Origin of the sequence: Flavobacterium arabinosi (assembly GCF_048158725.1) — a bacterium.
Classification (GTDB): domain Bacteria; phylum Bacteroidota; class Bacteroidia; order Flavobacteriales; family Flavobacteriaceae; genus Flavobacterium; species Flavobacterium arabinosi.
Genome location: NZ_JBLNKX010000009.1, coordinates 123,151 through 137,825 on the forward strand (window position 1 = coordinate 123,151; position 14,675 = coordinate 137,825).

Sequence of the window (14,675 nt, forward strand, 5' to 3'; positions counted from 1 at the left end):
TCATGAAAAAAGTTGTATTAGCTTATAGTGGAGGATTAGACACCTCATATTGCCTAAAATATTTAAAAAACGAAAAAGGATATGAAGTTCATACCGTTCTTATAAATACAGGAGGATTTGATGAAGCTGAACTAGCCGCTATTGAAGAAAGAGCCTACGAATTAGGGAGTGCGCAACATGCAAATCTTACCATCGTTGATAAATATTATGACAAAGCCATTAAATATTTGATTTATGGAAATGTATTAAAAAACAATACCTATCCATTATCAGTAAGTGCAGAACGTGTTTTTCAAGCTATCGAAGCGATTAAATATGCAAAATCTGTTGGTGCGGAAGCAATCGCCCACGGAAGTACCGGTGCAGGAAATGATCAAATTCGTTTTGATTTAATTTTCCAAACCATTGCTCCCGAAATTGAAATCATCACTCCTATTAGAGATTTGAAATTATCAAGACAGGAAGAAGTTGATTATTTATCTAAAAATGGAGTTCATTATTCTTGGGAAAAAGCACAATATTCCATTAATAAAGGATTGTGGGGAACAAGCGTAGGCGGTAAAGAAACATTGACCTCAAATCAAACTTTACCTAGTGAAGCGTATCCTTCACAATTGCAAAAAACGGGAGAAGAGAAAGTAACGCTACAATTTGAAAAAGGACAATTAGTAGGTATCAACGGAACATTGGACACACCAACAAAAAACATTGTTGCATTAGAAAAATTAGCCAGCGCATATGCTATAGGTAGAGACACGCACGTGGGCGATACTATAATCGGAATTAAAGGAAGAGTTGGTTTTGAAGCCGCTGCACCTTTAATCATTATCAAAGCACACCATTTATTAGAGAAACATACGCTGGGTAAATGGCAACAATACTGGAAAGAACAACTGGGGAACTGGTACGGAATGTTGTTTCATGAAGGACAATTCTTGGACCCTGTAATGAGAAACATCGAGGCTTTCCTTGAAGACACACAAACGACAGTAAATGGAACCGTTATCGTTTCTTTAAAACCATATCACTTTACATTGGACGGAATTGAATCTGAAAATGATTTAATGAATACCTCTTTTGGTCAATATGGAGAAATGAACAACGCCTGGACATCTGACGATGCCAAAGGATTTATCAAAATTCTTGGAAATGCCCAAAACATATTTTCATCTGTAAATAAACTGACACATGATTAATATTGGAATAATTGGTGGTTCGGGTTACACAGCTGGGGAACTCATCAGAATATTGATGTTTCATCCCAATGCTACACTTGATTTTGTTTACAGCACGACAAACGCTGGGAAACCACTTTCGGTGGCGCATCATGATTTGATGGGCGATATCGAAATGAATTTTACCGATACTGTAAATCCAAATGTAAATGTTGTTTTCTTGTGCTTAGGTCATGGAAAATCAAAATCGTTTTTAGAGAACAATCAATTTGCGAGTCATACCAAAATCATCGATTTAGGAAATGATTTTAGATTGACAAAAGACAAAGATTTTGACAGCAAAACTTTCGTTTACGGTTTGCCTGAATTGAATAAAACGGTTATCAAAAATGCTCAATTTATCGCTAATCCAGGTTGTTTTGCAACAGCGATTCAACTAGCATTATTACCATTGGCTAAAAACGAAATGCTTACGACTGACGTTCATATCAATGCTACAACCGGAAGCACAGGAGCTGGAGTCTCGCCTTCGGAAACGACGCATTTTAGTTGGAGATCGAACAATATGTCGCATTACAAAGCTTTTGAGCACCAACATTTGGGCGAAATAAACCAAAGTGTCAACCAATTGCAAGCAGATTATACAAACGAATTGATTTTTGTACCCAACAGAGGTGATTTTGCGAGAGGAATTTTCGCAACATTGTACACAACAATCGAAGAAAGTCTGGAAGATGTAGTTGCGAAATATGAGGCTTTTTACAAAGATCAACCTTTTGTAACCGTAACGACCACTGGAATCAACATGAAGCAAGTGGTTCAAACGAACAAATGTATTATTAGTTTAATGAAAAAAGAGAACCGGTTATTGATTACTTCAGTAATTGATAATTTAACAAAAGGAGCCTCAGGACAAGCCATACAAAACATGAATTTAATGTTTGGATTGGATGAAACCACAGGATTGCATTTGAAACCAAGCGGATTCTAAAAATAATTAAAAGATTGAAGGATTTAATGATTGAAAAATTATTAAGATTCTAAAGACAAAAAAGATTTAGAAAAGACTTAAATCTTTAAATTTTTCAATTTTTAAATCTTTAAATAATTAAAAAATGAACTTATTTGACGTTTACCCATTATACAACATCACTCCTGTAAAAGCACTAGACTGTACTATTACAGATGAAAAAGGAGTGGAATATTTAGATTTATATGGTGGTCATGGAGTAATTTCCATTGGACACACACAACCGGATTATGTTGCCAAATTAAAAAATCAATTGGACAATATTGGTTTTTATTCCAATGCGATTCAGAATCCATTGCAAGTAGAATTAGCAGAAAAATTAGGGAAACTTTCCGGATTGGAAGACTATACGCTATTCTTATGCAGTTCTGGAGCTGAAGCCAATGAAAACGCCTTGAAATTAGCTTCTTTTCACAACAACAAATCGCGTGTAATTGCTTTTGATAATTCCTTTCACGGAAGAACTTCGGCTGCAGTTGCGGTTACAGATAACAAAAAAATTGTTGCGCCGATCAATGCACAACAAATTGTTACTTTTTTGCCGTTGAACAACATCGAGTTAGTAGAAAACGAACTAAAAAAAGGAGATGTTTCTTCTGTTATTATTGAGGGAATTCAAGGAGTTGGCGGTTTAGACCAAGGAACAACTGAATTTTTTCAGGCATTAGAAAAAATATGCGAGGCCTACGATGCCGTTTTGATTTTGGACGAAGTACAATCAGGATACGGAAGAAGCGGAAAGTTTTTTGCACACCAACATCATAACATCAAAGCAGATATTATTTGTCTGGCGAAAGGAATGGGTAACGGATTCCCTATTGGCGGAATCTTAATTTCTCCAAAATTCACAGCGAGTTATGGATTATTGGGAACTACTTTTGGTGGAAACCATTTGGCTTGTGCTGCTGGAATTGCTGTTTTGGATGTGATTGAAAGCCAAAAATTAATGGATAACGTAAATGACGTTTACGCCTATTTTTTAGAAGCAATCAAACAAGTTCCTGAAGTTATTAAAGTAAAAGGAAAAGGATTAATGCTAGGTGTGGAATTTGATTTTGACGTAAGTACACTTCGTAAAAAAATGATTATTGACAAACATATTTTTACAGGAAATGCTAATAATAAAAACTTATTAAGAATCCTTCCTCCATTGACAATCAAGAAGGAAGTAATCGACACCTTTATTATAGCTTTAAAAGAAACATTGGCAGAATTGAAATGATTTTTTTAAATATATAAGTCATCTAAGCTCTTAAACTTACATGACTTATATGTTTAGATTTTTTTTCTAAAATAGCAAAACCAAAAACTAATGAACCACTTATTACCAATAGAAAAACGAAATTCAGTTTTAAGCCGCATGGCCGAACTTCTTGAACAAGAAAGAGCCAATCTTAAGACTATAAATCAACAAGATTTAAATAATTATTCTGGGGATGATTTGGCCATGGAAAAACGTTTATTGGTTGATGATGCCAAAATTGACGGTATGATTTTATCCATGCAACAATTAGCAAGTCAAGAAGATCCTATTGGCGTGGAGCGTTTTAATTTCGACCATGAAAACGGAATGAAAATCATCAATAAAACAGCGGCTTTTGGAACCATAATGATTATTTATGAATCCAGACCTGATGTTACGGTTGAAGCTGGCGGAATTGCTTTTAAATCCGGAAATAAAATTTTATTGAAAGGCGGAAAAGAATCTTTACAATCCAACTTGAAAATTGTAGAATTGTGGCACCAAGCCTTAAAAGAAAACAATGTTGCTACAGAATGGGTGGAATACTTGAATTACAATCGGGAAGAAACGCAGGCATTTTTAGAGAAACCAACACAAAAAGTGGATTTAATCGTTCCTCGTGGTGGTGAAAAATTGATTGCTTTTGTAAAAAAACATGCCACTTGCCCTGTGATTATAAGTGGCCGAGGAAATAATTTTGTGTATGTAAACAAGGAAGCTGATTTAAAAAAAGCGCTTGACATTATTATTAACGGAAAGACCTCAAACATATCTGTTTGCAATGCTTTAGATAAAGTTTTAATTGATACCAATATTGAAAATTGGGAAGCTTTTGCTAAAAAAATAATTACGGAATTACAACAAAAAAACGTTACTATTTTAGGAGATGAAAGCATTTCAAGAGTAGCAAATATTCCTCAGATCGAATCGGATTTAATTTGGTACGAAGAGTTTTTAGATTATAAAATTGTTATTGGAACAACCAATTCAAATCAAGAAGCGATTGACAAAATAAATAAATATTGTGGCGGACATTCGGCTTCCATAATCACAAAAAATGATGCAATTGCCCAGGAATTCATGGAAAATGTAGATACCGCAGCCGTTTATCAAAATGCCTCTACCCGATTCACTGATGGAGGACAATTTGGTTTAGGAGGAGAGTTGGCGATAAGCACGGACAAATTACACCAACGTGGACCAATTGGGTTGCAACATTTAGTTACTAATAAGTGGTATATTTACGGAAATGGACAAATCAGGTAAAAAAAGAATTTTATTAAAGTTAGGCAGCAATACCTTAACCAAAGAAACCAATCACATTTCGAGAGGAAAGATTGAGGATATTGGAATGCAAATAGCGGCTCTGAAAGATGATTATGAGTTTATTATTGTAAGTTCCGGTGCGATTGCTGCAGCCAAACAATTTGTAAAACTGGATAACCACGATAAAGATGTTTTTGTAAAACAAGCGTTAGCGTCTATTGGTCAGCCTCATTTAATGCGGATTTATAACGAAAACTTTAGCGATTTAGGTTTGCATACCTCGCAGTGTTTGCTTTCGTATTCTGATTTTGAAAAAAAACAAACCAAGCTCAATATCGTCAACACGATAAATGTATTGGTCAAAAACAGTTATATTCCAATTATCAATGAAAATGATACTGTGGCAACGGATGAGATCCAGTTTGGAGACAATGATAAATTAGCCGCTTTAACCGCCGTTTTATTAAATGTTGACATTCTTATCATTGCTACCAATACGAACGGGATTTACACCAAATCATCCATCCATGATGCCGTTCCTGAAACAATTTCTTTGGTAACCGATTTAAAATTATTGGAAAAAGAGATTGGCGATTCTAAATCCTCGCACGGAACCGGTGGAATGCAATCCAAAATAGAAGCTACGGCAATTGCCAAAGCCGCTAATATCGAAACCTGGATTGTCAATGGATTGGAAGACAACTTTATTTTGAAAGCTTTAAAAAACGAAATACCTTTTACTAGAATTCTATAAAATGTTAATTCGGTTAATCGTTAATTCGGTTAATCGATTAAACAAATAACCCGATTAAACAAATAAGACAATGAACTACATCTCCATACAAAACATAGATTCGCTCAACAAATGGGTGAAAGAAGCATTAAAAATCAAGAAAAAGCCACTTAAAAACAAAAAACTGGGTAAAAACAAAACCTTAGGAATGTTGTTTTTTAATTCCAGTTTGAGAACGCGTTTGAGTACGCAAAAAGCAGCTTTGAATTTAGGAATGAACGTCATGGTAATGAATTTTACCAGTGAAGGTTGGACATTAGAATTTGAAGATGGAGCCATCATGAACTCAGGAGCTTCAGAACATATTAAAGAAGCGGCAGCTGTTGTTTCTCAATATTGCGATATTATTGCCATCAGAGCTTTTGCCGGATTGGTAGACAAAGAAAAAGACAATGCAGAAACCGTTCTTATGGGTTTCTTAAAATACGCCACCGTACCTGTTGTCAATATGGAAAGTGCTACAGGACATCCATTACAATCACTAGCCGATGCCATTACTATGGCAGAACACAAAACGAAACACAGACCAAAAGTAGTGTTGACTTGGGCACCGCATCCCAGAGCATTACCACAGGCTGTTCCCAATTCCTTCGTGCAAATGATGCAATTGCAAGATGCTGATTTTGTCATTACACATCCCGAAGGGTACGAATTGAATCCTGAAATCACGAAAGATTCCAAGATTGAATACGATCAAGATAAAGCTTTCGAAAATGCCGATTTCATTTATGCCAAAAACTGGAGCAATTATAACGAGTATGGTCAGATTACAAATTCTGACCCAAACTGGACTGTAACTGCTGATAAAATGAAACTGACTAATAATGCTAAATTCATGCACTGTTTGCCTGTAAGACGTAATGTAATTGTTACTGATGAAGTGATTGACAGCGAAAATTCAATTGTTATCGAACAAGCCAATAATAGAACCTATGCCGCACAATTAGTGTTGCAAAAAATATTGGAAAATGGAAAATAAAAAACCGGTAACCCTAATAAAAATTGGAGGAAACATTATTGATAACACAACGGAATTATCCCAATTTTTATCTGATTTTTCTAAAATTGAAGGCTACAAAGTACTCGTTCACGGCGGCGGAAAATCAGCTACCAAAATGGCTGAAAGTATTGGTTTAGTTCCTCAAATGATTGATGGAAGACGCATTACCGATGCCGCTATGCTTGATGTAGTTGTGATGATTTACGCAGGTCAAATCAACAAAAATATCGTTGCCCAATTACAAGCAAATTCGACCAATGCTATGGGATTTTCCGGTGCGGATGGAAATTTAATTCAATCGGATAAAAGAAACCATCCAACAATCAATTATGGTTTTGTGGGCGATGTCAAAAAAGTGAACACGCAATTATTGGAAACGTTGCTTTCAAATAGTATCGTTCCTGTATTTTGCGCAATAACACACGATGGAAAAGGGCAATTATTAAATACTAATGCGGATACCATTGCCAGCGAATTGGCAATTGCTTTATCGGAAGTTTTTGATGTCACTTTGAATTATTGCTTCGAAAAACCGGGCGTTTTATATGATGCCGAGGATGATTCTTCCGTAATTGAGAACATCAATCAAGAATTATATTCCAAATTAAAAACCGAAAAAGCGATACATTCCGGTATGATTCCTAAATTAGACAACTGTTTCAATAGTTTATCCAAAGGAGTTCAAAAAATAAAAATTGGTCATCACAGGATGTTGCAAGATAAAACGGCATTGTACACTACAATTACACTATGAAGAGTATAGAAATCCTTACACAAGAAGCCATTGCGCTATTAAAAGCACTGATTGAAACACCTTCATTTTCAAGTGAAGAAGACAAAACAGCACTTTTAATCGAAAATTGGTTTGCACAAAATAGCATTCCTTTCGAAAGAGAGAATAATAATATTTGGGCTTTCAATAAGAATTTTGATAAAACCAAGCCGACACTATTACTCAATTCGCATCACGATACCGTAAAACCAAACCAAGGGTATACCAACGATCCTTTTGAAGCCATCGTAAAAGACGGTAAATTATTTGGACTGGGAAGCAATGATGCGGGAGGTTGTCTGGTTTCACTTTTAGCCACTTTTGTTCATTTTTATTCGAATGAAAATCTGCCTTACAATATTGTAATAGTAGCTTCAGCCGAGGAAGAAAGCAGCGGAAAAAATGGGTTAAACAGCGTATTGAAACATTTACCGGAACTGGAATGTGCCATTGTGGGAGAACCTACTTTGATGCAATTGGCCGTAGCCGAAAAAGGATTATTGGTACTTGATGTCATCGTAAAAGGTACCGCCAGTCATGCCGCACACAACAATCCTGATAATCCAATTTACAATGCGATACCCGTTATTGAATGGTTTAACAGTTATCAATTCGAAAAAATATCGGAGGTTTTAGGTCCCGTAAAAATGACCGTAACGCAAGTCACTGCCGGAAAACAACACAACGTAGTTCCGGCCGAATGTCATTTGGTTGTCGATATCAGAGTGAATGATTGCTATAACAATCAGGAAATTTTAGATACCATAAGAAAACATCTGACTGCCGAAGTCAATCCGCGTTCGATGCATTTAAACGCATCTTCGATTCCTGTGGCACACGAATTAGTACAAGCTGGAATCGCACTGGGAAGAACCACGTATGGCTCGCCTACCCTTTCAGATCAATCGGTTTTGAGTTGTCAATCCTTGAAATTAGGACCTGGCGAAACTTTGCGGTCACACTCGGCAGACGAATTTATATTTATAAATGAAATAGAAGAAGGAATTCAATTGTATATCAAAATACTAACTGATTTTTTCAAACAATAAAATAATTTGGAGCTAATCCCGCTATCCGCTATATCTTTTCCTGGCTAAAGAAGCCAGAAAAAGGATGTCGCTTCAAACGAAGTTCACTGAACTCCTGTGAAAATAGAAATTAAGTGAAGTAATAGGGGCTAAAAATCTAAAAGTCTAAAAATCTAATTATCCATATATGAAACTTTGGGAAAAAGGAATACCAACCGATAAGCAAATCGAACATTTCACCGTTGGAAACGACAGGGAACTGGATTTAGTTCTGGCCAAATATGATGCATTAGGTTCTATTGCGCATGCAAAAATGTTGGGACAAATCGGACTTTTAACAGACTCCGAAACCGTTTCTTTGGTTTTGGCTTTGGAAGAAATCATAAAAGATGCCGAAAACGGAAAATTCGAAATCGAAGACAGTTTCGAGGACGTACATTCCAAAATCGAGTATTTACTAACTGTAAAACTAGGCGATGCCGGAAAAAAAATACATACGGCCCGTTCTCGTAACGACCAAGTTTTGGTAGACGTTAATTTATATCTGAAAGATGTAGTTAAAGAATTGAAAGAGCAAGTAAAAAGCCTTTTTGATTTACTGATGGAATCAGCTGAAAAACACCAAAATGTGTTATTACCAGGCTACACCCATCTTCAAATTGCCATGCCATCTTCTTTTGGAATGTGGTTTTCTGCTTACGCTGAAACCTTAATTGATGATATAACAATGTTGAATGCCGCTTTAAAAATTGTGGACCAAAATCCATTAGGTTCGGCTGCAGGTTACGGAAGCTCGTTTCCTATCAACAGAACATTCACCACGCAAGAATTAGGTTTTGAAACTTTAAAATTTAATTCGGTAGCGGCACAAATGAGCCGTGGAAAATCAGAGAAAACAGTTGCTTTTGCAATGAGCAGCGTTGCAGCAACTTTGGCTAAATTCTCGATGGATGTCTGTTTGTATATGAGCCAGAATTTTGATTTTATCACTCTACCTTCGCATCTTACAACAGGTTCGAGCATTATGCCTCACAAGAAAAACCCCGATGTTTTTGAATTGATTCGTGGAAAATGCAATAAAATTCAAGCGTTACCATACGAAATCACTTTAATTACCAACAACCTTCCAAGTGGTTATCACAGGGATTTACAATTGTTGAAAGAAGGATTATTTCCAGCGATTCAAAACCTGAAAGCATGTTTGGATATCGCTATTTTTGCGATTAAAGATATTAAAGTAAAAGAACACATTTTAGACGATAAAAAATACGATTATTTGTTTACGGTAGATTCCTTAAACGAAATGGTGGTTGCAGGAATGCCTTTTAGGGATGCCTATAAAGCCGTTGCAGAACAACTGGAAAATGGCACTTTTAAATCACCAAAAGAAACCAAACATACGCACGAAGGAAGTATCAATAACTTATGTTTAGATGCTATAAAAGAGAAGATGAAAAGTTCTTATTAATTCAAAACCAAAATAATTGTTACAAAAAAATCCATTCGCTTCAACGAATGGATTTTTTTATATTTTAAACTTAAAAGAGGTGATTTTTAAACCTTTTTACCCAATTCTTCCGCATCAATATCACTGTGCGAAACGTTGTAAATGGCTTTTCCGTCTTTAATTAAAATCAATTGTGGAGATTCATGCCTTACACCAAATTGATCCGCAATGGCATTAGAAATATCGCGATGCGCTATTAAATCTAAAAAATAAGGCGTAACTTTATCTGAGCTATTAAACTCATTTTCAAACTGTTTCAGCGCCATCCTACTTACGCTGCATCGGGTACTGTGTTTAAAAATTGCTACCGGTTTTTCATTCGAAATGAAAATAATTTCATTCAGTTGCCCTAAATTGGTTAGTTCATTCCAGTTGATTTTGTTTTCTTTTAAATCCTTGTTGTCTGAACTATTAAAAATATTTTGAAAAAAACTCATAATTGTCTTGTTTTAAGACATTTTGGCTTTAAAGTATGATAAAAATCATGAAATTTCCGTCAATTTGTCTGTATTATTGTATTGGAATATATATTGAATATAATTGGCAAAGTTAGTCAAATAACAACAAAACAATAACCATCATGAACATAAATAAATTTACTATCAAATCTCAGGAAGCCATTCAGCTTTCCCAACAATTGGCGCAAAGTCACGGGCAACAACAAATAGAAAACGAACATATTTTCAAAGCTATTTTTGAAGTCGATGAAAATGTGGCGCCTTTTATATTGAAGAAACTGAATGTAAATGTGAGTTTATTGGAACAAATAATAGACAGCACTATACAAAGCTTCCCTAAAGTATCCGGCGGCGAAATTATGCTTTCCAGAACAGCAAATTCAACGCTAAACGAAGCCGAGATCATTGCCAAAAAAATGAATGATGAATTCGTTTCTGTGGAGCATTTAATTTTAGCCATATTTGGTTCCAAAAGTAAAGTTGCCCAAATCCTAAAAGACCAAGGCGTTACCGAAAAAGGACTAAAAGCAGCAATCGACGAATTACGAAAAGGAGAACGAGTGACTTCGGCATCTGCTGAGGAAACCTATAATTCTTTAAATAAATACGCCAAAAACCTCAACGAATTGGCTCGTAACGGTAAACTCGATCCAGTAATTGGCCGTGACGAAGAAATTCGCAGAGTGTTGCAAATTCTGACCCGTAGAACTAAAAATAACCCAATGCTCGTGGGAGAACCTGGAGTAGGAAAAACCGCCATTGCCGAAGGATTAGCACACCGAATTGTAGATGGAGATGTTCCAGACAATCTGAAAGATAAAATCGTGTATTCCCTTGATATGGGAGCTTTGATTGCTGGCGCCAAATACAAAGGAGAATTTGAAGAACGATTAAAATCCGTGGTGAAAGAAGTTACTTCTGCCGAAGGTGATATTGTTTTATTCATTGACGAAATCCATACACTCGTAGGAGCCGGCGGTGGCGAAGGCGCTATGGATGCGGCTAATATTCTGAAACCGGCGTTGGCTCGTGGAGAACTGCGCGCTATTGGTGCAACTACTTTAGACGAATATCAAAAATATTTTGAAAAAGACAAAGCACTCGAAAGACGTTTCCAAAAAATAATGGTCGAAGAACCGGATACCGAAAGTGCCATTTCGATTTTGCGTGGCATCAAGGAAAAATACGAAACACACCATAAAGTCCAAATCAAAGACGATGCTATTATTGCGGCTGTCGAATTATCGCAACGGTATATTACGAACCGTTTTCTTCCGGATAAAGCCATTGATTTAATGGATGAAGCTGCTTCAAAACTGCGTATGGAAATCAATTCGAAACCCGAAGAACTGGATGTTTTGGATCGAAAAATCATGCAGTTGGAAATTGAAATTGAAGCCATTAAACGAGAAAAAGACGAAAGTAAACTTAAAGTTTTAGGTATGGATTTGGCTAATCTCAAAGAAGATCGCAATGAAATCTACGCCAAATGGAAATCTGAGAAAGATGTAGTCGATAACATTCAAACAGTAAAAACGGAAATTGAAGATTTTAAATACGAAGCCGAACGTGCCGAACGTGACGGTGATTATGGAAAAGTAGCCGAAATTCGTTACGGTAAAATCAAAGAGGCGCAAGAACGTTTAGCCATTTTACTCAAGGAATTACAAGAAAACCAATCCGGAACTTCGTTGATAAAAGAAGAAGTTACCCGCGAAGACATTGCCGAAGTCGTGGCCAAATGGACTGGAATTCCGGTGATGAAAATGCTTCAGGGTGAAAGAGAAAAACTACTGAAACTGGAAGATGAATTGCATAACAGAGTCGTAGGACAGGAAGAAGCCATTCAAGCGGTAAGTGATGCCGTGCGCAGAAGCCGTGCCGGATTACAGGATATGAAAAAACCGGTGGGAACCTTTCTTTTCCTTGGAACTACGGGAGTTGGTAAAACCGAATTGGCGAAAGCCTTGGCCGAATACCTGTTTGACGATGAAAATGCAATGACGCGTATTGATATGAGCGAATACCAAGAACGCCACAGCGTAAGCCGTTTGGTGGGTGCGCCTCCGGGATATGTGGGTTATGATGAAGGCGGACAATTGACCGAAGCTGTTCGTAGAAAACCCTATTCCGTAATCTTATTGGATGAGATTGAAAAAGCGCATCCCGATACGTTCAACATCTTGCTACAAGTCTTGGATGAAGGACGTTTGACAGATAATAAAGGACGTCTTGCCGATTTCAAAAACACGATCATCATCATGACTTCTAATATGGGAAGCCAAATTATTCAGGAGAAATTCGAAAATCTAAAAGGAAGCGTCGAAGCGGCAACCGAACTCGCCAAAGTAGAAGTACTAGGATTATTGAAACAAACGGTGCGTCCTGAATTCATCAATCGTATTGACGAAATTGTGATGTTCACGCCATTGACTAATGAAAATATTGCTCAAATTGTAGGCTTACAACTGAAAAATGTAACCAAAATGCTGGCGCAACAAGGCATCAAGATGGATGCCACTCCAGAAGCTATTGCCTATTTATCTGAGAAAGGATATGATCCGCAATTTGGAGCCAGACCCGTGAAAAGAGTGATTCAAAGAGACGTGCTCAATGAATTATCCAAAGAAATTCTATCCGGAAAAATAACTACCGACAGCATTGTTTTGATAGATGCGTTTGACGGAAAATTAGTTTTTAGAAATCAAACCGAGTTAGTTTCTTAATCGGAATAATTTAAAAGTAATGAAAAACATCAGTCGAAAGGCTGGTGTTTTTTTATGTCTTTTTTTAGGAGCAGAACATTTCTAATTTTTCATGACGAGTTGTCCCGCTGTCCGCAATATCTTTTTTTAAACGCAACCCTATCGGGTTACATTTATAAAAAAGGATACTTGCTTCCATCGGGGCTAAGTGATAACAAACTTTTTTTAGAACAAAATTTAGATAAACAAACTGCGTTGGTAACCATTTAAATCTTTTATCAACCATTTCCAAATGAAGAAGGTAATGTAATAATTGTAGTATATTATTTATATCTTAGCAAAACTTTAAAAGGCTAATTTTGGCACAAAGCCGACCAAAAATGGGTGAATTGGAGTCACTTTATGGCTGGTATAAACGAGTTAACAAATATATCTTGAGGAACGTAAAAACAATAACCTAAAAAATTTATATTGGAATAATTTTAAATCTATTTTAGAATTAAGTCTAATTAAACTTTATTTTAGGACGAGATATTTCTACCGATTTACTAAACTAAAACCACTATAAACTAAAAATGATAGAAACTAAGAACCTTATTTTTAAAAAATGGCATGTGTCCCTAGCTGTATTTTTTCTTTCAATATCTATAAATGCACAAAAAACAGAAAAATTCTATAATTTTAAATGGGAAGAATGCAATGCAAATGAAGCACAATATTATGCTACAACACAAAAAGTTGATTCTGGTTATTTGAGAAAAAATTATTTCATAAAACAACAAAAGTTATTGTATTCTTTAAATTGTAAAGACTCTATTTGTAAAATAAAAAATGGGGAGTTTATTAGTCTATATTCTAATGGAAAAATAGAATCTAAAGGGATTTATGTCGATAATAAAAGAGAAGGTACTTGGTTCAATCTTTATTATAATGGAAAGATGAAGGACTCCGTTTTCTATAGCAATGGAAATCCAATTGGTATAAGATTGTCTTGGTATCCTAATGGTTTTCAACATGATTCTCTTTACTCTTCTGTAGAAAAAAGTGGTGCAAAAGTAAGTTGGTTTGACAATGGAATCCCTTCCTCCTACGGAACTTTTGCTGCAGGGCAAAAGAAAACTGGAAAATGGAAGTATTTTCACAAAAACGGAAAAATTAGTGCCATTGAAACCTATCAGGATTTAAAATTAATAGATGTGAAAATTTTTGATGAAAAGGGCGTACTTCAAAACAGTACTGATATCAAAGATACACCAGCAACATTCCCAGGTGAAGAAAAAAAATGGGCTAGAAATATTATAGACAACATAATGTCTTACTTTCCAGAAGGTTTTAAATTAATTAATACCAACAAAGTATCTGTTGTAGCAAATTTCACCATCAATGAAGAAGGCAAAACAGAGAACGTATATTTAAGTGTACCATTTGATGATAATCTTGATCAAATTATAATAAAAGCTATCCTAAATTCACCAAAATGGATTCCCGCAACAAATCATAATAGGAAAGTAAAACAGGATAGAAAAACACCAATATCATTCAGTGATAAAGAACCGTAAGTCTTATTTTAGCAAATAAATCCAACTACACTGATATACTCCTCGAAGTGTTCCTTAAAAACGTAATTGCTGTGCAAAGTTACCGCTAGTAAGAGCATCTCGCTCGTACACACAAACAAAATAAAAAAAAAGACAAAAA

Annotated in this window: 12 protein-coding genes; 11 read left to right on the forward strand and 1 reads right to left on the reverse strand. The window is 35.7% G+C overall.

Annotated elements, in window-relative coordinates; genetic code table 11:
• Positions 1 to 2 precede the first annotated feature (2 nt).
• From ACM55K_RS16155 to argH, 9 genes are all read left to right on the forward strand, one after another.
• Complete coding sequence (locus tag ACM55K_RS16155; RefSeq protein WP_416851303.1) at positions 3 to 1,196, forward strand: argininosuccinate synthase; 1,194 nt, start codon at positions 3 to 5, stop codon at positions 1,194 to 1,196.
• On the forward strand, positions 1,189 to 2,166 hold the full coding sequence (gene argC / locus ACM55K_RS16160) for an N-acetyl-gamma-glutamyl-phosphate reductase (RefSeq protein WP_416851304.1): 978 nt from the start codon (positions 1,189 to 1,191) through the stop codon (positions 2,164 to 2,166). Before ACM55K_RS16155 ends, argC begins: the two co-directional genes overlap by 8 nt.
• Before the next feature lie 124 nt (positions 2,167 to 2,290).
• A complete protein-coding gene (locus ACM55K_RS16165; protein WP_416851305.1) occupies positions 2,291 to 3,427 on the forward strand; it encodes an aspartate aminotransferase family protein in 1,137 nt (378 codons plus the stop codon).
• 90 nt (positions 3,428 to 3,517) lie between these two features.
• The gene (locus ACM55K_RS16170) at positions 3,518 to 4,714 is read left to right on the forward strand and encodes a glutamate-5-semialdehyde dehydrogenase (RefSeq protein WP_416851306.1); all 1,197 of its coding nucleotides are present in this window, start codon (positions 3,518 to 3,520) and stop codon (positions 4,712 to 4,714) included.
• Positions 4,698 to 5,468 carry a glutamate 5-kinase gene (proB, locus tag ACM55K_RS16175; RefSeq protein ID WP_416851307.1) on the forward strand — a complete coding sequence of 257 codons (771 nt, stop codon included), beginning with the start codon at positions 4,698 to 4,700 and terminating at the stop codon, positions 5,466 to 5,468. Before ACM55K_RS16170 ends, proB begins: the two co-directional genes overlap by 17 nt.
• A gap of 70 nt (positions 5,469 to 5,538) precedes the next feature.
• Positions 5,539 to 6,486 carry an N-acetylornithine carbamoyltransferase gene (locus ACM55K_RS16180; protein ID WP_416851308.1) on the forward strand — a complete coding sequence of 316 codons (948 nt, stop codon included), beginning with the start codon at positions 5,539 to 5,541 and terminating at the stop codon, positions 6,484 to 6,486.
• Positions 6,476 to 7,261, forward strand: a complete 786-nt coding sequence (argB, locus tag ACM55K_RS16185) for an acetylglutamate kinase (RefSeq protein WP_416851309.1) — start codon at positions 6,476 to 6,478, stop codon at positions 7,259 to 7,261. The genes ACM55K_RS16180 and argB overlap by 11 nt, the downstream gene beginning before the upstream one ends.
• On the forward strand, positions 7,258 to 8,328 hold the full coding sequence (locus ACM55K_RS16190; protein ID WP_416851310.1) for a M20 family metallo-hydrolase: 1,071 nt from the start codon (positions 7,258 to 7,260) through the stop codon (positions 8,326 to 8,328). Before argB ends, ACM55K_RS16190 begins: the two co-directional genes overlap by 4 nt.
• 166 nt (positions 8,329 to 8,494) lie before the next feature.
• Complete coding sequence (argH, locus tag ACM55K_RS16195; RefSeq protein WP_416851311.1) at positions 8,495 to 9,775, forward strand: argininosuccinate lyase; 1,281 nt, start codon at positions 8,495 to 8,497, stop codon at positions 9,773 to 9,775.
• A gap of 86 nt (positions 9,776 to 9,861) precedes the next feature.
• On the opposite strand, the gene ytxJ is transcribed toward argH, so the two are convergent.
• Positions 9,862 to 10,251 (reverse strand): bacillithiol system redox-active protein YtxJ, encoded by a 390-nt coding sequence (gene ytxJ / locus ACM55K_RS16200; RefSeq protein WP_416851312.1) that lies wholly within the window; start codon positions 10,249 to 10,251, stop codon positions 9,862 to 9,864.
• Positions 10,252 to 10,394: 143 nt separating this feature from the next.
• Between ytxJ and clpB the strand changes: the two genes are divergently transcribed.
• Together clpB and ACM55K_RS16210 are read left to right on the forward strand one after the other, a co-directional pair.
• Positions 10,395 to 12,998 carry an ATP-dependent chaperone ClpB gene (gene clpB, locus ACM55K_RS16205; RefSeq protein WP_416851313.1) on the forward strand — a complete coding sequence of 868 codons (2,604 nt, stop codon included), beginning with the start codon at positions 10,395 to 10,397 and terminating at the stop codon, positions 12,996 to 12,998.
• A 554-nt stretch (positions 12,999 to 13,552) separates the two neighbouring features.
• On the forward strand, positions 13,553 to 14,536 hold the full coding sequence (locus ACM55K_RS16210; RefSeq protein WP_416851314.1) for a hypothetical protein: 984 nt from the start codon (positions 13,553 to 13,555) through the stop codon (positions 14,534 to 14,536).
• Positions 14,537 to 14,675: the final 139 nt, after the last annotated feature.